Origin of the sequence: Lysinibacillus sp. FSL M8-0216, from assembly GCF_038595555.1 — a bacterium.
Lineage (GTDB): Bacteria > Bacillota > Bacilli > Bacillales_A > Planococcaceae > Lysinibacillus > Lysinibacillus fusiformis.
In genome coordinates this window covers 1,386,553-1,406,810 of sequence record NZ_CP152007.1, presented here as the reverse complement: position 1 = coordinate 1,406,810, position 20,258 = coordinate 1,386,553, and the positions used below count along the sequence as shown (strand labels likewise).

The 20,258-nt window shown below is 35.7% G+C and carries 18 protein-coding genes; 6 read left to right on the top strand and 12 right to left on the bottom strand.

Annotated elements, in window-relative coordinates:
* Nucleotides 1-152 precede the first annotated feature (152 nt).
* Both MKX57_RS06590 and MKX57_RS06585 read left to right on the top strand, forming a co-directional pair.
* The gene (locus MKX57_RS06590; protein ID WP_043989745.1) at nucleotides 153-1,139 is read left to right on the top strand and encodes a BMP family ABC transporter substrate-binding protein; all 987 of its coding nucleotides are present in this window, start codon (nucleotides 153-155) and stop codon (nucleotides 1,137-1,139) included.
* On the top strand, nucleotides 1,136-2,797 hold the full coding sequence (locus MKX57_RS06585; protein WP_342550856.1) for a methyl-accepting chemotaxis protein: 1,662 nt from the start codon (nucleotides 1,136-1,138) through the stop codon (nucleotides 2,795-2,797). The genes MKX57_RS06590 and MKX57_RS06585 overlap by 4 nt, the downstream gene beginning before the upstream one ends.
* A 57-nt stretch (nucleotides 2,798-2,854) precedes the next feature.
* Here MKX57_RS06585 and MKX57_RS06580 read toward each other — a convergent pair whose 3' ends face one another.
* Nucleotides 2,855-3,613, bottom strand: coding sequence for a glucose 1-dehydrogenase (locus MKX57_RS06580; protein ID WP_089985507.1), 759 nt, complete (start codon nucleotides 3,611-3,613; stop codon nucleotides 2,855-2,857).
* Nucleotides 3,614-3,778: 165 nt separating this feature from the next.
* On the opposite strand from MKX57_RS06580, the gene MKX57_RS06575 reads away from it, so the two are divergent.
* The 3 genes from MKX57_RS06575 to MKX57_RS06565 all read left to right on the top strand — a co-directional run bounded on the left by MKX57_RS06575 (nucleotide 3,779) and on the right by MKX57_RS06565 (nucleotide 7,032).
* Nucleotides 3,779-4,966 carry a helix-turn-helix domain-containing protein gene (locus tag MKX57_RS06575; RefSeq protein ID WP_239354340.1) on the top strand — a complete coding sequence of 396 codons (1,188 nt, stop codon included), beginning with the start codon at nucleotides 3,779-3,781 and terminating at the stop codon, nucleotides 4,964-4,966.
* A 129-nt stretch (nucleotides 4,967-5,095) separates the two neighbouring features.
* The gene (locus tag MKX57_RS06570) at nucleotides 5,096-6,094 is read left to right on the top strand and encodes a permease (RefSeq protein WP_043989748.1); all 999 of its coding nucleotides are present in this window, start codon (nucleotides 5,096-5,098) and stop codon (nucleotides 6,092-6,094) included.
* Between the two features lie 11 nt (nucleotides 6,095-6,105).
* Complete coding sequence (locus MKX57_RS06565; protein WP_089985503.1) at nucleotides 6,106-7,032, top strand: TIGR03943 family protein; 927 nt, start codon at nucleotides 6,106-6,108, stop codon at nucleotides 7,030-7,032.
* A 38-nt stretch (nucleotides 7,033-7,070) separates the two neighbouring features.
* On the opposite strand, the gene MKX57_RS06560 is transcribed toward MKX57_RS06565, so the two are convergent.
* From MKX57_RS06560 to MKX57_RS06510, 11 genes are all read right to left on the bottom strand, one after another.
* The gene (locus MKX57_RS06560) at nucleotides 7,071-8,330 is read right to left on the bottom strand and encodes an NtaA/DmoA family FMN-dependent monooxygenase (RefSeq protein WP_239354512.1); all 1,260 of its coding nucleotides are present in this window, start codon (nucleotides 8,328-8,330) and stop codon (nucleotides 7,071-7,073) included.
* A gap of 350 nt (nucleotides 8,331-8,680) precedes the next feature.
* Entirely contained in the window at nucleotides 8,681-9,811 is a 1,131-nt protein-coding gene (locus MKX57_RS06555) for a CamS family sex pheromone protein (protein WP_171365228.1), read from the bottom strand.
* A 235-nt stretch (nucleotides 9,812-10,046) separates the two neighbouring features.
* Nucleotides 10,047-10,442: a VOC family protein gene (locus MKX57_RS06550; RefSeq protein ID WP_043989750.1), complete on the bottom strand. Its 396-nt coding sequence runs from the start codon at nucleotides 10,440-10,442 to the stop codon at nucleotides 10,047-10,049.
* Between the two features lie 144 nt (nucleotides 10,443-10,586).
* Complete coding sequence (locus MKX57_RS06545; protein ID WP_089985498.1) at nucleotides 10,587-11,501, bottom strand: serine hydrolase; 915 nt, start codon at nucleotides 11,499-11,501, stop codon at nucleotides 10,587-10,589.
* A gap of 91 nt (nucleotides 11,502-11,592) precedes the next feature.
* Nucleotides 11,593-12,687, bottom strand: coding sequence for a HAMP domain-containing sensor histidine kinase (locus tag MKX57_RS06540; protein WP_170844076.1), 1,095 nt, complete (start codon nucleotides 12,685-12,687; stop codon nucleotides 11,593-11,595).
* 22 nt (nucleotides 12,688-12,709) lie between these two features.
* Nucleotides 12,710-13,396: a VanR-ABDEGLN family response regulator transcription factor gene (gene vanR / locus MKX57_RS06535; RefSeq protein WP_089985493.1), complete on the bottom strand. Its 687-nt coding sequence runs from the start codon at nucleotides 13,394-13,396 to the stop codon at nucleotides 12,710-12,712.
* 199 nt (nucleotides 13,397-13,595) lie between these two features.
* Nucleotides 13,596-14,183 carry a pyridoxamine 5'-phosphate oxidase family protein gene (locus tag MKX57_RS06530; RefSeq protein WP_008174398.1) on the bottom strand — a complete coding sequence of 196 codons (588 nt, stop codon included), beginning with the start codon at nucleotides 14,181-14,183 and terminating at the stop codon, nucleotides 13,596-13,598.
* A 130-nt stretch (nucleotides 14,184-14,313) separates the two neighbouring features.
* Entirely contained in the window at nucleotides 14,314-15,087 is a 774-nt protein-coding gene (locus MKX57_RS06525) for a DUF817 domain-containing protein (protein ID WP_089985490.1), read from the bottom strand.
* 240 nt (nucleotides 15,088-15,327) lie between these two features.
* The gene (locus tag MKX57_RS06520; RefSeq protein WP_008174402.1) at nucleotides 15,328-16,755 is read right to left on the bottom strand and encodes an amino acid permease; all 1,428 of its coding nucleotides are present in this window, start codon (nucleotides 16,753-16,755) and stop codon (nucleotides 15,328-15,330) included.
* Nucleotides 16,756-17,033: 278 nt separating this feature from the next.
* Nucleotides 17,034-17,939, bottom strand: a complete 906-nt coding sequence (gene rocF, locus MKX57_RS06515) for an arginase (RefSeq protein ID WP_089985488.1) — start codon at nucleotides 17,937-17,939, stop codon at nucleotides 17,034-17,036.
* A 429-nt stretch (nucleotides 17,940-18,368) separates the two neighbouring features.
* Nucleotides 18,369-18,959, bottom strand: coding sequence for a TetR/AcrR family transcriptional regulator (locus MKX57_RS06510; protein ID WP_043989754.1), 591 nt, complete (start codon nucleotides 18,957-18,959; stop codon nucleotides 18,369-18,371).
* A 126-nt stretch (nucleotides 18,960-19,085) separates the two neighbouring features.
* On the opposite strand from MKX57_RS06510, the gene MKX57_RS06505 reads away from it, so the two are divergent.
* Complete coding sequence (locus MKX57_RS06505) at nucleotides 19,086-20,078, top strand: acryloyl-CoA reductase (protein WP_008174407.1); 993 nt, start codon at nucleotides 19,086-19,088, stop codon at nucleotides 20,076-20,078.
* Nucleotides 20,079-20,258 lie beyond the last annotated feature (180 nt).

Sequence of the window (20,258 nt, the reverse complement as noted above, 5' to 3'; positions counted from 1 at the left end):
TATATTATTAACTTATTATGTATATAAATTTGGATATATATTCTTATAGATCGTACAGAAATTTATTTTATTCGACGTCTGACATCCGACTAAAAATATTAAATTTTTGCCGATATATACTTTATAACTAGAAACAACAGGAGGTACATATTTTGAAGAAATTAATGGTGGCTTGTCTTTTGATTGCTCTATTAATAGCAGGCTGTTCATCGGCTCAGACAGAAACATCCACGGAAGGTTATAAGATAGGAGTTTTACTATCGGATGCTGGACTTGGAGATGAATCATTCAACGATTCTGCTTTTAAAGGACTTGAAAAGGCGCGGGATGAACTTGGTATTTTATTTGATTATAAAGAGGCACCAGATGGAAATTATGAGGAAAAGCTACAGGAGCTTGTAGAAGAAAAATATGATATTATCATTGGTCTCGGTTTTTCTGTACAAGAGGCACTAGAAAAGACTGCGAAGCAATTCCCTGAGCAACAATTTGTATTGATTGATGGACAGTCAGATGTGAACAACATTATCTCTATTACCTTTAAGGAGCAAGAAGGAAGTTTCTTAGTTGGTATGGTGGCTGCTATGACAAGCAAAACAGGAAAAATCGGCTTTATTGGTGGGGCAGATGCTCCTGTTATCCATCACTTTGAAAATGGTTTTATAGAAGGAGCTCGCTATGTAAACCCAAATATTGAAATTATGAGTGACTATGCAGGAACCTTTGATGATACACAGGCTGGTGCGGCAATCGCTGATAAATATATCCAAAATCAAGTTGATTTTATTTACCACGCTGCTGGTTTTACAGGCTTTGGGGCGATTAAAAAAGCTGAAGAGATGGGAATTTATGCAGCTGGGGTTGATATCGATCAATTTTATATTGCTGAAAAAACAGTCGTCACTTCTATGTTAAAGAATGTTGACCATGCCGTTTTTCAACTCGCAAAAACATTGGTGGACGAAGGTAAATTAACTGAAAAATCCTTGGCTCTAGGACTAGCCGAGCAAGGTGTAGGACTAGCTGATATCCGTGTGATTACATTAACGTCTGAGCAACAAGCCGCCATTGAAAAAGCCCGTGAAGCAATTGTTTCAGGCTCGATAAAAGTTTCTGCAGAAAAGAGGGATAGTCAGTGACACTACGAAAGAAATTATTTATGAACACATTGATCCCCATCTTGCTGGCAATGGGGATGATTGGTTTTATTATTGTTCAAACATTTTCCATTCAAACAACGGCTCAAGATGATACCGCACTATTACTCTCAGTGAAAGAGCTTGAACAAAGCTTCGTAGTTGCTAGCCAATCATTAAATAACTACACCTATTTAGATAGTGAGGCCAATAAAAACGAAGCACTTGCTATCTTACAAGAAACAAAAGTCAATTTAGATGCATTAGCATCCCTATCGAAAATTCCTGAACATCAGAAATTAATTAGTAAAATTACAGATAAATTTGCAGCTCTTGAAAAAGCTACAAAAGCGGGCCTGCAAGAGGACAATCGTCCAGAAGTTAAAAAGCAATCTCTTCGAATTAAAGGCATTTTAAATGATATGTATTTGCTCAAAAAAGAAACGAATGAATGGTATCAAGAAATGATACAAGTAACAAAGCAAAAAATCGGTTTTATTATTACAACAGCTATCATAGGTAGTGTCCTATTAATCTTAGCAACAATTGTTTATTCCTATGTAGCTGCTAAAAGAATTACGAAACCTATCAACCAAATTGTAGAATGTGCACAGAGCGCGGCTACTGGGGATCTCACGATAGATACCTCCACCCTTTCCTATCAATCAAATAGCCGTTATGAAATTGATCGATTGACTGAAAGTTTTTCACAAATGATGACGAATTTAAAGAGCACCGTGTTGTCCATCGATCAAATAGGCAAGGATGTTAGTTTATTTACACAGGATGTAACAAGCCATATGCAAAATATTAACGAAGGTAGCAATCAAGTAGCAGTATCTACGGACGAATTAGCAAAGGGTAGTTACACGATGTCAGAAGATATTCAATCTGTCGCGATTCTTATGAATAATATGTCGGATCAATTTAAATCCGTTGCTCACACAACAGAGCAATCAGCTATACATGGTAAACAGGCATTGGATGCCGTTCAAAATGGGCAATATACATTGGAAAAACAATCTACTATTGCGAAGGATATTCAAGGTGCCTCACTAGCAATTAAAAATGCTGTTACTCAATTTTCACAATTTACAACAGAAATCGAAGGAGCCGCTAATGCTGTTCATACAATTGCCAGTCAAACAAATTTGCTAGCTTTAAATGCGGCTATTGAAGCAGCTCGTGCTGGCGAAGCAGGAAAAGGATTTGCCGTCGTAGCCGATGAAGTTAAAAAGCTTTCTTCTAAAACGGAACATGCGACAAATTTAATTTCTTCAATGGTTACTCATATTCAAGGTGGTATAGATCACATCCTAGCTACGGCTGAAAGAGGGCATGACCTTTCAAATGAGCAAGCACAATCAATGCTAGAAACGGAACATTCATTTGCAGCCATTACTAATCATATTACTGATATCCATCATGATTTACAGCATCTCACTAAGGAAATGATGCAAACAAATGAAATGAGCCAGCAAGTGAATGGTACGATTGAAAATATTTCTGCGATTACAGAAGAAACAGCCGCAGGTACAGAGGAAATTTCAGCCTCAACACAGGAACAACTAGTATCCTTCCAAAAAATAAATACAAAAATCGTCGATCTTCAAAAAATGACGGATACATTAATGAGTGAGCTTAAAAAATTCACATTATAGCTTGTCAAATAAACATAAAAAAATCCAGTGACTAGTTGTTCACTGGATTTCTTCATTTTATAATGTTAAGCCACCATCAACTACTACGATAGAGCCTGTCATATAGCTTGCTTTGTCTGATGCTAGGAAAACAACCATTTCTGCTAATTCTTCTGGTTTAGCATAACGTCCCATTCTCATATTTGGAATTTCCTCTGGAATATAGCCCCCTGTTTCAAACATAGCAGTTACACTGTTTGTTAGCGCTGTTTCCACTCCACCAGGACAAATCGCATTGATTCGAATACCTTTTTTCACATACTCTAATGAAGCAGATTTTGTTAAACCAATAACTGCATGCTTACTTGCAGAATAAACAGCCATACTATGCTCGCTGCGAACACCAGCCGTTGAAGCTGTGTTTATAATAGAGCCGCTACCTTGTCCTTCCATAACTTTAATCACATGTTTTAAGCCAAGAAAAACTCCTTTTACGTTGATTGACATAATGCGATCATATTCACTATCAGCAATCTCTGTTAATGGGGAAATTTTTTGAATCACTCCTGCATTATTGAAAAACACATCAATACGACCGTATGTTTCAACGGCAGCATTCACATATTTCTTTACATCTTCACTTTTCGAAACATCAGCTTGAACGAAGATTCCCTCTCCGCCTTGTTCTTTCACCAATTTTAATGTTTCTTCTCCCGTTTCCTTGTTGAAATCAACGATCACGACTTTTGCACCGTTGCTAGCAAGCTTTAAACTGCTTGCTCTTCCAATACCGCTTCCAGCACCCGTTACTACGGCAATTTTATTTAAAAGTTCCATCTTCCATTCCTCCCTAGTATGTTGAATACATGGTCTATTTTATTGCTACTTTCCCCTTTTTTATTGTATTATTTTACACAAAATAGTACTTTCCCATTGTCTGTCCATAAAAATTGTAACTGCTTTCATTTTGAAAGCACCATGAAGAACTGAGGTGTGTAACACGTGAAAATATCCACTATCGACCTTCAATACATAAGTCAACTCGTTTATGAAACACATCATCTTCCTGTCTCTTATATTCATGCATCGGGAGAAATAATTTTTGAATATGCATCAGCGGAATGTCTCAATCATCCATCCTATCATTCTATAAAGGAACAATTGAAAATATATCCTTACCATACGTCTTCATCGGACTATCCGATTTTTTTCACAATCGCTAATTTTAATTTCTTCTTTATCAACCTCATCATAAACAAACAGCATTTAGGAGCCATAATTGTCGGTCCCTCTCTTTCACCACAATTGGAGGAAGCCACTTATCATGAGCACGAGCCGATTCCTACTCTTCATTATCAGCAGCGCTTAGCTATTAGTTTATTTGTTTATTATTCCATCTATCAGCGGAAATTAAATAAAACAGCGGTAATTCATTACAACCAAGAGCTAAAGCCTCTTATTCGTCATGAGGGACATACAGCGCTTGAGCTTTCGTATGCCAGAAGAAATGATATTGTTCATACAAATCTTTACTATGAAAAAATATTATTAGACAATGTGAAAAATGGGCGTATGGAGAAATTAACAGAAGTCTTGAACTATTCCATTGTTGAACAAGCGGAACTAGGCGTACTTTCAAAGCGTAATAATTTAAAAAGTGTCCAATATTTGATGATTACAGGGATTGCCCTAATTTGTCGTGCAGCAATTGAAGGTGGGTTAAACGAAGAAACAGCCTTTACACTAAGTGATTTTTACATTCAAAAACTAGAGGATCAAAATAGTATAATCGACATTCTTTCGTTAATGGAGGAAGCTATTTACGACTATACAAGTCGTGTAGCACAAGCCAAAACAAGGAAATATTCGGCTCCCATTACTACTTGTATTCATTATATTGAAAATCAATTATACGGAGATATAACACTCGATCAACTTTCAGCTATTTGCCATTTAAGCCCTAATTATCTTTCCTCCCTATTTAAAAAGGAAGTAGGGATTTCCTTTACTGAATATATTCAGCAGCAAAGGATTGATGAGGCGAAGAAGCTCTTAACATTTACAAACTATCCAATCTTAGATATCGGCTCTTTACTTAATTTCACTGACCAAAGCTATTTTATTAAAGTTTTCAAGAAATTTACGGGTATCACCCCTAAGCAATATAGAACTAAATATAATCATCATTAAAGGAGAGAAAATAATAAGTTGGTGGGAACTAGCTTTTATTTTCTCTTTCTTTTTGAAAGTACTAACAGAAACTTTTATCACATACCTTGTATTAAAACGTAATCATTACACTTTAAAGGTGGGGTATTTGTGGTACATCTTGCTTACTCTAAATATGGATTGAATTTTTGGTTCCTCTTCATTCTATTTATTAGCATTCTATCGCTAATCTTGTTCAACATCTCTGCACTGAACAATCTAAGCTCCTCTTTACTCAGTTTGAACACCATTTTTTTAAGTATTTTAATTGAGGCATTACCATTTGTCTTAATTGGGATACTCATTGCTGGCTTTATTCAAATTTTTATTACAGAGGAACATATCCAAAGGTGGATCCCTCGAAACCCTCTGTTGGCCGTTGTTATGAGCTGTCTTATAGGAGCCTTATTTCCAGCCTGTGAATGTGGAATTGTTCCGATTGTTAAAAGATTGATTGCCAAAGGGGTACCTATACATGCAGCTATGGGATTTATGTTAACTGGCCCGCTCATTAATCCAGTCGTTATTCTTTCTACCTATATGGCATTTGGCAATGATTTAAGAATAGCTAGCCTTCGGATGCTAATTGGCTTTGTCATTGCCATTGTAGTCGCATTACTCATCAGCTTGTTTTTTAAAGGCTCACAATTTAAACGTTCCTTACAGCCCTATTCATTGACAACTACTAATCAACAAACATCCTTCGTCACAAAACTAATGAATATGTTTAAACATGCCATTGATGAATTTTTTGATGTGGGCAAATACTTCATTATTGGGGCGTTTTTAGCTGCCTTTGTGCAAACCTATGTATCTACCAAGGCACTCGTCGAAATTGGAGATGGTGTATCCTCCTCAATTTTGGTCATGATGGGTTTAGCCTTCATTTTATCCCTTTGTTCGGAGGCCGATGCCTTTATTGGCGCATCCTTTAGCGCAGTTTTCTCCACACCATCCATTCTTGCATTTCTTATTTTCGGACCGATGATTGACTTGAAAAATACTATCATGTTGATGAGCGTATTTCGCTTAAAATTTGTCTTCTCGTTAATCGCCTTAGTGGCTACAGTTGTCTACATTAGTATATGGATTCTTTCAGCGTATCTCTAAGGGGGTAAACTATGAAATTTCACGTGCAACAAGCACTAAGAGCCTTAATGCTCCTCGCTTTTTCGGCTATGATAGCCAATCTGCATTGGACCGGAGAACTAACAAAATTCATCAACCCTAAATATGAAGGCCTTAGTCAAACAGCTGCCGCTTTATTTTTTATACTTTTTCTTGTGCAATCAACAACAGTTATATCTTTCTCAAAGACTTCCCATCCATATCATCCAATCGGACAAGCTTGCTGCTCTAATCACGACCATGTTCACGCTCCTTCTACACGAAAAAAATGGCTAGCCTACCTTATTATCATAACCCCCATCATGACAGGCTTCTTCGTGCCAGCTAAAATTTTGGATGCTGCCATCGCTGATAAAAAGGGTGGTGCTTTTATGATCACTCAGCAAAATCAATCATCTAAAATAGAGGATTACCTGACTTCAAATGAAATGATCGATGAAAATATTTATGATGAGCATGATGCTGACCCCCGACTTCTGGAAGAAAAACAGGAGATGACGAAAAAACAATATGAACAATTAAAGCAACGGCTCTCACAACAGCCTATGCTGAAAATGACCGATGAGGACTATACCATTTACTATGAAGAAATCAATCAAAATTTGTCTAATTATTTAGGGAAGAAAATTCAAATAAAGGGCTTTGTTTTAAAAGAGGAAAGCTTTACAGAGCAGCAACTAGTTATTTCAAGATTTCTTATTACCCATTGTGTCGCTGATGCAAGTATCGTAGGCTTTCTAACAGAATTTCCTGAGGCACCTACGCTCACAGAAGATACATGGCTTGAAGTAGTCGGTACCATTGGTCAAACAACATATGGGGGGGCAAGCTTACCTGTCATCCATATTGATAATTGGGTAACAATTGAACTACCCGAATCACCCTATCTTTATCCTATTAATGTTCGGATGAGCTTCTAGCAAAAAAAGGGCAAAACTATTTGTTTGCCCTTTTTTGTTTATTTATTAGATAATTGCGCGTTTAAGCCTAAATGGGAACTTAATGTACTACCTTCATATTCAGCTCGAAATAACCCACGCTCTATTAACAGAGGGATAACTTTGCTAAAGAATAAATCCAAAGATTTCGCAGGACCACCTGGAACAGCAATAAAGCCATCCAATGCCCCCTCCTCATAAAAAGTAACGATTTGATCGACAATATGCTGTGGTGTGCCGATTGCTACAAGATGTGCTGAACCAATTACTTCTGGACGAGCAAGCAGTACTTCAACTGATGGTTCATTTTCCATGATGTAACGACGAACAAGATCAGCATGTGTTCGACTGCGTACTTTTTGATTCTCGGGTGGTAACATATCCACTGTTACAGGATCATGTAGTGCCATATGTCGAATATACAAACCAATGACTGACTCTAAAGCATCGTAACGACGCTCCAGGGTTAAATGTGCGTGTGCATGATGGTACATGTCTAATGCTTCTTCATATGTATCTCCAATAAAGAAATAGAGTCCTGGTAATAAACGTATATCATCTGCTGTACGTCCCACGTTAACAGCTCGTTTCCGTAAATCATTGCGCATTTCAATACCAACTTCCATAGCTGGTGTCGCCGCAAAAATGGCATTGGATACGGTTGCTGCAAATTGTCGCCCCACGTCCGATGCTCCTGCTTGAAATAATGGAATTTCTCCCGCCGGATGCATCGGTATATTTAACGGTCCCTTTATATGGAAAAACTCTCCCTCATGATTGATTGGCTTCATAAGTTCTTTTATTTTCTCTATATTGCCATCTGTTTCTAACATTTCATAAGGATTACTATGCCATAGCTGCTTCACAACCTTAGTACATTCAGCCGCTTTAGCATAACGCTCCTCTGAGGAAGGCATAGCCTCGTTACTAAAATTATAGGCACCATCAATGGAGGTCACGATATTCCATCCTACACGTCCCCCACTAATCCAATTCAAGGATTGTAATTGTCGGGCAATTAAATAGGGTGGTATAAAGGATGTAGAAATGGTAGTTACTAAACCTATTTGCTTCGTTTCTCTTGCCACTGCTGTCAATAAAAAGCTAGGGTCTAACCCAACTGTACCTTTTGTTTTAGCCATTAATTCTGGATGAGCCATTAAGTAATCTGCTTTAAATAAAAAATCTAATTTAGCCGCCTCCGCACGCTTCGCGAATGCAATATGCTCATCAATCAACACATCTTTCTCACCATGTTTATTTTGCACAGCTAAATGCATACCAATAATGAGATGTCTTTTCATGAATTCTCCACTCCCCTTAAATGAAAATGATTATCATTTTCATCATACTCATTCATGTATAAGATTGCAATGCATATTTGCCATAAAAAAGAGGTGCCTCAGTTGAATGAGCACCTAGACGTTATTATTTTAAACACTTACTTTAAAGAGAAATATAGCTATTATCATAATAAAAGATATCACCAAAGGCAGTGGTATCCATGAAAAGTTTGACCTCTTTATTAACAGCTAGCCTATGGGTCATAAGCTTTAATAATGTGAATAGTTCCCCTAATTTCAATTCATGCAAATACTAGTTATAAATAAACATTTACGTTGTCGAGAAGTTAAATAGGCTTTGCAAAAACTTGTTTTTCAATAGGGTCCCAAAGGACAATTCCTACATCTTGTTGCTGATCAATGATCCGAACTGTAATGGGAATATAATCGATTAATATCCTATTTAAATTGGTACTTATGAGCTGTAATAGACCAATCAACTCTGGTTCATTTATAAGTGGAGCGTTCACCTCTATTTGAATATCTGTTAATTTACCTTCTTCATATCGTAGCTTGCCAAATATTTTTGGGTTTAAATGTTTAAATCCTTCCTGAATGTCCTCTTTGAAAAGTAATAATTTAGTATACATATTTTGATCTAAACTATATAACGCTTCCGAGGGGAATATATAAAATTTCTTATCTATTTCAGCCCATTTTATAATGGTAGCTTCCCCCTGAGCAATAAACGTTTCCGCTAAAAATACCCCTGGAATAATATCATTTATATTCGATTCTTGAAATAACGTAAGGTAAATAGGAACATTCGGTATTTTTACATTTCCCCTAATATCTTTAACTATTTTTTCAGCTACTTTTTTACCAAAGTTTTTGACATCATCGACACCATCATCGTTTTGGTCTACTTTCACTTGCCCAGTGTAAATTAAACCTTCATCATCAGTTACTCGTATGTCATAATATTCATTTAACGATATGGCGATCGACATGCCTTCCATTTTACTAGTTTCTTTATTAATAAAATTTTGTTCCAATACATGGGAAAGGATTAAGGGATACCTTTTTTCATCCTCTAAAACATTATCGGTTTTATTTTCGATAGTAGGGTTTAAACCCACATCATCATTTGTTTTTCTACTTAGCCATTGACTAATCGTTTCATCACTTAAATATTGACCTTCCTGCAAATAAAACTTATCAGTCGAAAATTGATGGATGGATAAATCCATTAAACCTCTTTCTATTTCATTCATATTTAATGCATTATTCATATTCTTGATTATGGAGCCTCTAGCAATATTAAATTTAGCAGGATGTTGAATTTCATAAGTTTCCTTTTTTTGAATAGACGATATATACTTTTTCTCATTGTTCGTGTCCCCCTCCATCTCACTATTACAAGCACTTAAAAGTAATAGGGGCGCCACCAAAAATAACATTCGTTTTCTTCTTTTCATCACGATTACTCCTCGATCATTATGATACATTTTAAATACCTTTATTTACCATAACAAATTTACCAAAATAAAACATCATTAACTTGAAATTTTCACCATTTTTGCCCCTTTTGTTGTTGCGATGTCACCCATCAAAAAAAAGACTTATGTCCGTAAAGGAACATAAGTCTTACCAGGTTATTTTAGATGGTTAATTTTGATTAATTGTGGGTTTCAAATGCTACATTATTCATTCTTACTTTGCATTTTTATCTGGCTGATGAATACCAAATATATTGCCTTCCGTATCCTTATAGTATCCTTGCCATGCCATACCTGGTAATGCATACTTTGGCATAGCTACTTGGCCACCGTTTTCTAGAATTTTTGCTTCCGTTATATCATAACTTTCTACGCCCATCGTACAAGCGAATCCATTCATAGCTTGGTTAGGCTCTGGAGGCGGACCTTGACGTTGCATTAAAGCACCATCAATGCCATGCTCATCCTCAACACCTGTTACCGCTCCAAAATACGGCATTCCTGCGTAGTCACTCCAATCTTGAAATGACCAACCAAATACGTTCCCATAGAAATTCTTTGCCCTCTCCATGTCACTTACATGAATTTCAAAATGAACTAATCTCCCCATTGTATCCTCCTTCGATGCAAATATGTTTGAATACATTTACTATAAAGCATTTTTTATAAGATGAAAAATAAAATAATTATTAATTTTCTATCAATTCAATATTACATGATTTCAGATGAATCTCTAAAGCTACATGAAACTAATTTATAATTGACTATACACAGAAAATGCATCTGTTATATTATATTGTTCTGTTCGAGAATTCCCTTCAGCCCCTACTGTTACTAAGATGTATTCTTGTCCATTTATTGTAGCTAAACTTGCTAAACATAAACCCGCATCGTCTGTATAGCCTGTTTTCCCACCTAAAATTTCTCCGCCTGGTAATGCTCTTGTTGTCATATTTTGAAACATTTTATTTGTAAAGGTTATCCCCTCTGGATGACGATTTGTAGGTTTGATAGAATATCTTTCCGCTGTATACACTTGACGAAATTCATCATTTGTTAATGCATATTGCAAAAGTAAAGACATATCTTTGACAGTCGTATAATGCTCTGTATGATGCAATCCAGTAGTATTCATAAAATGAGTATTTTCCATGCCTAACTGTTGGGCCTTTTCATTCATCAAATTTACAAATTTTCTTTCCGAGCCAGCAATATATTCAGCTAAACCGATGGAAGCCTCAGCGCCTGATGGCAGCATAGAACCATATAATAAATCCTCTAGCGTAAGCTTTTCATTTGGGAGAAAGCCAGCAAGTGATGCGTTCGCTTCGTATAAATGATTAAATATATTATTCCCTAAAACAATTTCTTCCTGTAAATTAGGAATCTGCTCGATAGCCACTAAAACCGTCATCATTTTTGTTAATGACGCAGGGTAAATAACTTCCTCGCTATTTTTATCTATCAGAACTTTATTTTCATCCAAATTCACCAAAATAGCATTCGGGCTATATAAATTAACATTCATCATATCGCCACTCTTTGTTGGAATGTCAAACGATTGCGTGTTGACTTGTAAGGATACAGGCGTTTCTTTAGCCCATATAAAATAAACAAACATCATGACGAAAATGAATAGTATAGTTAAAATACCTTTTCTCTTGAACATATAAAAAACAACTCCTTCTCATTATGTCTTTATTCAAACATAAAAAGAGGAGCTTTATTTTAATTAACTATTAGTGAATTCTTAAGGTTTCTTAAGAATTACCCGGAATCATGACAGTAAAGATCGTTTTTTCGTTACTAGAAGTAGCTGTAATTGTTCCGCCATGGGCTTGTACAATTTCATTTGAAATAGCTAAACCTAGTCCAGCACCACCAGTTTGTGTGGACCTTGCATTATCTAAACGATAGAACTTTTCAAATATCATCTTTAGTTTTTCAGGAGGGATCGTCTTTCCTGTATTTGAAAACGAAATAAATGTCTCATTATTTTCTTTTTTAGCAGTAATTTCAATTGTACTATTAGGATCACTATAGGCCATGGCATTTTTTAAAATATTATTAAATACTCTTGCTAATTTATTGCCATCTGCATAAATAGTAATATCTCCATCGATATGGACGATTGCCTTTTGACCTCTAGGTGTTAACAATGGGTAAAATTCATCGGCGACTTGCATCAACATATAGTTTAGAGGAATTGAATCTTTTTCTAAAATAATGGATTGTAAATTAAATCGAGTGATTTCAAAAAACTCATTGATTAAGTGCTCAAGCCTATAAGATTTTTCTAGCGTAATCGTTACATATTTTTCTTTTTGCTCCACAGGCATGTCCTTAGCCTCGTCTAAAAGGCTTAAGTAGCCAATAATCGAAGTCAAAGGGGTTTTAATATCATGTGCCAAATAAACAACAAGGTCATTCTTCCGTTGCTCTGCTTCTTGCGCATCTCTTGCCCGTTTTTCTAATTTATTTTTTACATCATTTAATTTTTTCTCCAAAAAATCTAGCTCAGGAGGTAGGTGGATTTCCTGTTCTGACTCGTCAGAAAGCATGGAGATACTTGAACTAATTTGATGAAAATAACGAGTAAAACGAGATAAGGCCATATAAAAAATAACGAGCAGTAATAAAATAAATCCTATCGTTAGCAAAAGGGGTTTATTTTGTTGGAATAATACAAAATAAGCTTGTCGGGCTGCATAATAATCTAATTGTAAAATATTTTCACAGAAGGACATAAAAGCATTAGCGAAAGGCGCTTGCAAAACACCATCGATGAGGGCGAAGTTGATAATCAAACCGAATATAATGGCCACAGCAAGAATAAAAATAATTTGTAAAACCATTTTCCTCTTCAGTCTTCCAAACTCATTTTTCAATTGTATACCCCACTCCCCAAACCGTTTTAATAAATTTAGGGTTCTCTACAGAATCTTTCATTTTCTCGCGCAAATGCCGAATATGAACCATAACTGTATTATTGCTATTGAAATATTTTTCTCCCCATATTTCCTGAAACAACTCTTCTGAGCTAATAACCTTTCCTCTATTCGAGCTTAAATACCATAATATAGAAAACTCTGTAGGTGTAAGGGATAATTGTCTTTCATTTAACAAGACTTGTCTCGTATTCTTGTTCATCATTAAACCTGCAAAATCAATCGTATCCTCATGTGGCTTCGAGCTTTGGTTGTATAACGTAAATCTTCGTAACTGTGCCTTAACGCGAGCGACCAACTCTAATGGTCGAAAAGGCTTTGTAATATAATCATCTGCTCCTAAAGAAAAGCCATTTATTTTATCAATTTCCTCTTCCTTAGCGGTCAGCATTATGACAGGGAAATTATAGGTTTCACGTATTTTTTGTAAAACGGTAAAGCCATCAATATGTGGCATCATAATATCTAAAATAGCTAAATCTAAACCTTCACGCTCCATACAAGCCAATGCTTCCTGAGCTGTATAATATTTAAATACATTATAATTTTCATTTTTTAAATAAAGCTCTATTAAATCTGCAATTTCTTTTTCATCGTCAACTACTAAAATATTCAAACAAACTGCTCCTCCTTCTATCCTCGAATTTCCCACGTTTTTTCACACGCATTATAGCACTTCCTTATTGCTATATCTATAAATAAGAATAGTTTATTTTCGAAACCAACTAAAAAAAGATTCGGAAATAACATATTTCCAAATCTTTATAACCAAATAAAGGAAAGCCATTCTGTAAAGCTAATTGTTTTATAGCGCATTAATTTGAAGAATGGATGGCAGTAGGAGCAGATTTTTGGGACATATCTTGTTTTACTATTCTCCCTGGATAAAATTTCATTTGTTCATTTAATTTATTTTCTTTTGCTGTTATCGTAATAGGTTTCACTTTCAAGACAAGTGTTTTACTCCCTAAAGAAGATTGATACTTTTCGATATGTTTTTTCGATAATTGATTATGGTAATAGTTTGGTACATATTTATCAAGCATTGCCTGCATCGCAGCAGTTGCTTCATTTAAATCTGTTACTATTTCCACTTGACCATGCGCAACCACACTCATATATGCTGTATCCGTTTCAGCAGGAATGGGGTCTACCATTGTTCCAAAAGTTTCGCATACTGTGATACATGCATGTGGATTGGTCTCGATAATATTTATTTTTCTCCCCTCATTCGCTCCATGAAAATAAAAATATTCATCTTTAAAGACATAATTAAATGGAATAACATATGGCATTTGTTCATCCACTAAACCAAGAAAAGCAGTTTGTGCGACCTCTAAAAATTGTTTTATTTGGTTGTCATCTGTACAGGCTCTTAGATGCACTCGAATGTCCGTTTTCATTTTTTAACCCCCTATTTCTCTTCTACAGAGGAGTCTACAGCAGGAAGGGCGCCTACGAAAGGGACAGTTTGATGAAAACCTGTGGGTACAACTTCAAACTATTTAATGTAAAGAGACTCTAATTCCTCATTCACTCACCCGAATCTCGATAAAATAACTTTAGCTGTGCCACAATCATAATGCTAATAACGACAAGTAAAAACCAAGAACTGATTTTCCCAAAATGAACAATCGTCCAGGCTACTTCTTGATTAGGGTATGACCATGCACCAAAAAATGTAGCAATATTTTCAGCAATCCAAATGAAAAACCCTATTAAAAAGAAAGATACGACAATCGGCATTTGATAGATGTTTTTGCGTACGGTAAATTTGACAACTGTACGGTAAAACACAATGAAAAGTAACACCATTAACAGCCATCTTAAATCGTAAATAAAATGGTGTGTGAAAAAATTCAAGTAAATCATGGCACCTAGTGGAATAGCAATATAACTCTTTGGCCAATTGACAATCTTTAAATCAAACCTGCGCCACGCCTGGCAAATATAGCTGGCTACACTTGCATACATAAAGCCACTATATAATGGCACACCTCCAATTTTTGACCAAGCCTCTTCTGGATAAGACCAAGAATTAACATTCACTTTATATAGTTCAAGAACAAGCCCAATAATATGAAACAGACAAATCACTTTTATTTCATCTTTCGTTTCTAGACCAAATTTATACATCAAGTATTGTGTCACAAGACAGATTATTAAAATGAAATCGTATCTTGCAACGCCTGGTATATGAATTACTTTTGAGAGCGCGAGAGTAATAAATATTACGACAGGAAAAATACAAGATAATGATTGATGGTACGTAAAGTAGCCTAAGTCTTTCAAAAAATTCTTCATCATACATTCACCTCAGTAATGATACAAAGTATGAGGAACTTAGCGTGCAAAACTAAATTCTTCTTGTATGAAGAATATACGATAAATTATCTAATTTCAATATTTTTTTATCGAATAACGATAAAATATTTCACTTTTTATTGGAACAATTTTTTATGAGATACGTCCTTCATTTTTCTAAATTTGTGGGATTGAGGAGGAAAAATAGAAAAGAGTAGCCGTCTTAGCAGCTACTCCCCATACTTAAAGATACATTTTTTGATCTAATTTTAACTGTACTTCTTGTTGGCTTATTTTTATCGCCTTAGTCTTCTTCACTTTTAAGTAATAAACGATGTAACAGCCGATAAAGAATGCTCCACCACAATAAAGTGCTAATCGTTGCGATGGATCAAATGCCAAGCTAGCCATAACAATACAGTTTGCGACTAAACCGATAATTGGAATGATTGGATAAAGTGGAGCTTTGAATTTTAAATCCTCCACTTTTCCCCCTTGTCGCACATAAGATCGTCTAAAGGCGATTTGTGATGCTGTAATTGCAATCCAGCCTATTTGAGCGCCTAAACCTGCTAGCGATAAAAGCCAAACAAAAACTGTTTTTGCAGCGAAAACACTAGACAGAAGTGATAATCCGGCTACAGCAAGTGTTATTAATAATGCGTTCATAGGAATCCCTCTCTTATTAACCTTCCCTAAAAGTGGGCTAGCCATTTTTTCAACGGAAAGAGAGAATAACATACGTGTTGCTGCATATAGACCAGAGTTAGCAACCGATAATAACGCTGTTAAAATAACGAAGTTCATGATGTCAGCCGCATAAGGTATACCTATACTATCCAATACAACTACAAATGGGCTTTCAACAACTCCCGCTTTATCCATAGGAATCATACCTGCAAGCACAACCACGGATAGAACAAAGAAGAAAAGTGTACGCCATACGGTTTGTTTAATAGATTTAGGAATCGTTTTTTCCGGATTTTCACTTTCCCCTGCAGCAATACCAATTAACTCTGTTCCTTGGAATGAAAAATTCACAGTGATCATCGTTATAAGCAATGCTGTTACACCATTTGGAAATAGTCCACCCTCATAAAAATGAGTAAGGAATGGGGCCTCCGTTCCATCCTTCATATCGATCAAGCCAAACATAGCTGCTCCCCCAACTCCTAGGAACATAATGATGGCCAAAATTTTAATGCTAGAAAAGACAAACTCTGCTTCACCAAATGCCTTTGCTGATAAACCATTTAACAAAAAGAGCAGTGCCCCGAATATTAAACACCACATCCATACTGGTGATTCAGGAAACCATCTTTGCATAAGTTGTCCAGCGCCTAAAAATTCAAGGGCAACCGTTACTGCCCAACCTAGCCAATAAAGCCAGCCAACAGCAAAACCAGTAGCAGGACCTATAAATTTCGTCGTGTATGTTTGAAATGAACCAGATACTGGCATAGCCACTGATAATTCACCTAAACAAAGCATCGTTAGATACATCACTAATCCGCCTACTAAATAAGAAAGAATGGCGCCAGTTGGTCCGGCTTGATTAATGGTAAAGCCTGATCCAAGGAAAAACCCCGTTCCTATACAACCCCCAAGTGAGATCATAAACAAGTGTCTAGCTTTCATACTTCTTTTTAATTCATATTGTTCTGATGCCATAAAAAAACCCCTTATGCTATTACCTTGTAAGCACTTACTTTTGTAAGTACAAAAAGATAACTAGTAGAAATATCAATAGATTTGATTTATAAAATTTAATCTATTTTGTGAACAGTCAATTTTCTGACAAATAAAAGTTCCCGTTTAGTCTAGAGCATTAATTCGTTCTATTGTAAACTATAATGAGGGAGAGCAATTTTCTAATATTCGGTTGTGCCGACCTAATTTTATTAAAAAAGTTCTTCCTTATAGGCTCATTCATCTTCCCAATCGTTTGCTTAAAGTAATGTATCGCCAAAGAGTGAGCTGATTAAAGCTACGGCAGCGATAGCTGTTTTATTATATTGATCTAAAACTGGGTTTGTCTCTACAAACTCTGCAGAAGTAATAATATTTGCTTCTGATAGCATTTCCATAGCAAGATGACTTTCTCGGTAGCTAATACCACCTGCCACTGGAGTTCCTACACCTGGAGCATCATTAGGATCAAGGCCATCTAAATCTAAAGATAAATGGACACCGTCAGTGCGTTCCTTTAAATATTCAATCGTTTCGGACATTACTGTCGTCATGCCCAAACGATCGATTTCATGCATCGTATACACCTTAATGCCAATTTCCTTAATTAGTTGTTTCTCACCTGGATCTAAATCACGTGCCCCAATAATAACAACATTTTCAGGCTTCACTTTTGGCGCATAGCCACCAATATTCGTAAGTGCCGGATGACCAAGTCCTAAGCTTACTGCCAAAGACATTCCATGAATATTACCTGAAGGTGATGTTTCACCTGTATTTAAATCACCATGGGCATCATACCAAATAACGCCTAGATTCTCATAATGTTTGGAAACACCTGCTAATGTACCAATGGCAATACTATGATCTCCACCTAAAACTAAAGGAAAGCGTTTTGAGGAAATAACTTGATCTACTTTTTGACCAAGCTTGTCATTAGCATCAGCTACAGTTTTTAAATTTTTTAAGTTAGTTGTTGCCTCTATTTCTACATCTTTATGAACGAGTTCGATAGTCAGATCCCCTTCGTCCTGAATGGAATATCCAAGACCCTCAAGTCGATCTGTTAGACCAGCATATCGAATGGCACTCGGCCCCATGTCGACTCCTCTTCTCGTTTGACCCAAATCCATTGGCACCCCAATAATTGTCACTTCTTTGCGCATAATAATTTTCTCCTCTCCAATAATTACTTTCACAGTATAAAGAAAATGAAAAATTGACTCAACTCGACATTATTTTTAATTTTTATACAGTTTGGATTATTAAAAACATAGATTTCATCATGCATAAATGAATGCATAAACAGCAAAGTAATGAATACACAAACAATATTTTACAATTTTACATCATTTATTGTCAGAAATTTCAAAAATAGAACAGTGAAACTATTCTTTTTTTATAGTTTTTTTTGAAAATTTTCAAGGTAATTTAAGGTTTCAACACTATTTAATGTCATAATATTGAAAATACATCCTATTTTGTTTATGTTAGGCACTCTTTTTTTCTACTAAAAATTTTATTTAAAATAGCTTTAGTCAATTATTTGGACAGAAAAAAAGCCCTACGACGTAGCTAGTAGGGCCTTAAAACTGCTAAGTTTTTAATAATTTTAAAATACTATTCAAACACGTTTCTTTATAATATTGATGTTGTTCTTCTAAATCATCGGTTAACCATTGTATCAAAGAACCATCAATCATCGCCCTTACCATTTTTGCACTTGCTAAGGAATCCATATCTTCACAAAACACACCTTCATGCTGTCCTAACTCAATAATTTCTTGTCCAATTCCCCAACAATTCTCATAAAATTTTAAGTTTATTTTTTTATAGGCTTCATTTCCATTCGCTTGGGCTAAAAAATCTAAATACACTCTGTAAAATTTTTTATTGTCCTGAGGGGATACAAAAACAGCATTTATATAGGCATGAAGTTTTTCTATTGCCTTCTCGTATTTGGCAATTTCTTTTATTTCAAAACTATAGATTTTGTTTGTTGTGGATTCCAGTAATTCTAATAATATGTTTTGCTTGCTCGTAAAGTAATAGTGAACGACACCTTTCGAAACATCTGCATGATCGGCAATATCTTGTAATGTAACATTATCATAGCCTAAATTTGAAACAGCCTCAAAGGCTGCTTTCATTATTTGTTTCTTTCGTTCTTCCTCTTTCTTTTTCATAAAAGCCTCCAATGACTTGATACAAGTCATTATACATGAACAGAGTGCCATTTCCAATTTTATATTGACCGGTCAGAATAATTTTGATACTGTTTAATGGAATTATATTGTAGGAGGATGTTTAGGATGACATTAGAAAACTTTAAAGCGTTGGTAGTCAATCAAGATGAGAATTTTTCGGTGAAAGTTAATAATCTTACTGTAAATGATCTACCAAATGGTGAAGTATTAATTAAAGTAAGCTACTCTGGCATTAATTATAAAGACAGTTTAGCAACTATACCAGACGGTAAAATCGTTACTTCCTATCCTTTCGTACCCGGTATTGATTTAGCTGGGATTGTTGTATCCTCTGAAGATCCCCGTTTCCATGAAGGTGACGAGGTAATTGCAACAAGCTATGAAATTGGCGTAGCCCACTTTGGAGGATTTAGTGAGTACGCTCGTATTCCTTCTAAATGGATTGTTCCACTCCCAAGCGGTCTATCTCTCAAAGAGGCGATGATTATAGGAACAGCCGGATTTACAGCTGCTTTGTCTATTCAAAGACTCGAAGAAAATGGCATTAATCCTGAGAAAGGAAAAGTCCTTGTTACGGGTGCAACTGGGGGTGTAGGCAGTTTTGCTGTCTCGATTCTTTCAACACTAGGTTATCAAGTAGAAGCAAGTACAGGAAAAGATTCAGAACATGAATACTTGAATAACCTTGGAGCCACTTCAATTGTAGATCGTGGAGACGTATTTGATGGGAAAATTAGAGCGTTAGGCAAACAAAAATGGGCTGCAGCTGTCGATTCTGTTGGAGGAGAGCCACTTGCCTCTTTATTGAGCCAAATTCAGTATGGAGGTGCAGTTGCTAGCAGTGGGTTAACAGCAGGAACAAACCTTCCTACAAGTGTCTTCCCCTTCATTTTAAGAGGCGTGAATTTACTTGGAATTGATTCTGTTTATTGTCCAATGGATGTACGATTGAAAATATGGAATCGTTTAGCGACAGATTTTAAACCGACAAACCTTGAAAGCTTCATTCATCAAGAGGTAACATTGCAGCAACTTCCAGATGTTTTACCTATGTTACTGAAAGGTCAAGCAAGAGGTAGATTCCTTGTGAAATTATAAATAAATTAAACGAAGCCTTCTTACAAATGAATGTAGGAAGGCTTTTATCATGCTACTTTCATTCCTACAAGCTACTATGCCTCAGCATGGTAGCTTTTTTTGTTTGACATCTACCTGACATAAAAGCTCTTTATAGTAAGCCATGAACGTATCACTAGTTGCTTCTAGTCAAGCGTTATA

Bases quoted from the DNA above. Each gene is read 5' to 3' on its own strand.
- MKX57_RS06520 (WP_008174402.1), bottom strand. From the start codon at position 16,755: ATGGCATCAGAACAATATGAATTAAAAAGAAGTATGAAAGCTAGACAC.
- MKX57_RS06525 (WP_089985490.1), bottom strand. From the start codon at position 15,087: ATGATGAAGAATTTTTTGAAAGACTTAGGCTACTTTACGTACCATCAA.
- rocF (WP_089985488.1), bottom strand. From the start codon at position 17,939: ATGCGCAAAGAAGTGACAATTATTGGGGTGCCAATGGATTTGGGTCAA.
- MKX57_RS06505 (WP_008174407.1), top strand. From the start codon at position 19,086: ATGACATTAGAAAACTTTAAAGCGTTGGTAGTCAATCAAGATGAGAAT.
- MKX57_RS06510 (WP_043989754.1), bottom strand. From the start codon at position 18,959: ATGAAAAAGAAAGAGGAAGAACGAAAGAAACAAATAATGAAAGCAGCC.
- MKX57_RS06565 (WP_089985503.1), top strand. From the start codon at position 6,106: ATGAAATTTCACGTGCAACAAGCACTAAGAGCCTTAATGCTCCTCGCT.
- MKX57_RS06555 (WP_171365228.1), bottom strand. From the start codon at position 9,811: ATGAAAAGAAGAAAACGAATGTTATTTTTGGTGGCGCCCCTATTACTT.
- MKX57_RS06530 (WP_008174398.1), bottom strand. From the start codon at position 14,183: ATGAAAACGGACATTCGAGTGCATCTAAGAGCCTGTACAGATGACAAC.
- MKX57_RS06545 (WP_089985498.1), bottom strand. From the start codon at position 11,501: ATGTTCAAGAGAAAAGGTATTTTAACTATACTATTCATTTTCGTCATG.
- MKX57_RS06540 (WP_170844076.1), bottom strand. From the start codon at position 12,687: ATGGTTTTACAAATTATTTTTATTCTTGCTGTGGCCATTATATTCGGT.
- MKX57_RS06580 (WP_089985507.1), bottom strand. From the start codon at position 3,613: ATGGAACTTTTAAATAAAATTGCCGTAGTAACGGGTGCTGGAAGCGGT.
- MKX57_RS06560 (WP_239354512.1), bottom strand. From the start codon at position 8,330: ATGCATTTAGCTGTGCAAAATAAACATGGTGAGAAAGATGTGTTGATT.
- MKX57_RS06550 (WP_043989750.1), bottom strand. From the start codon at position 10,442: ATGGGGAGATTAGTTCATTTTGAAATTCATGTAAGTGACATGGAGAGG.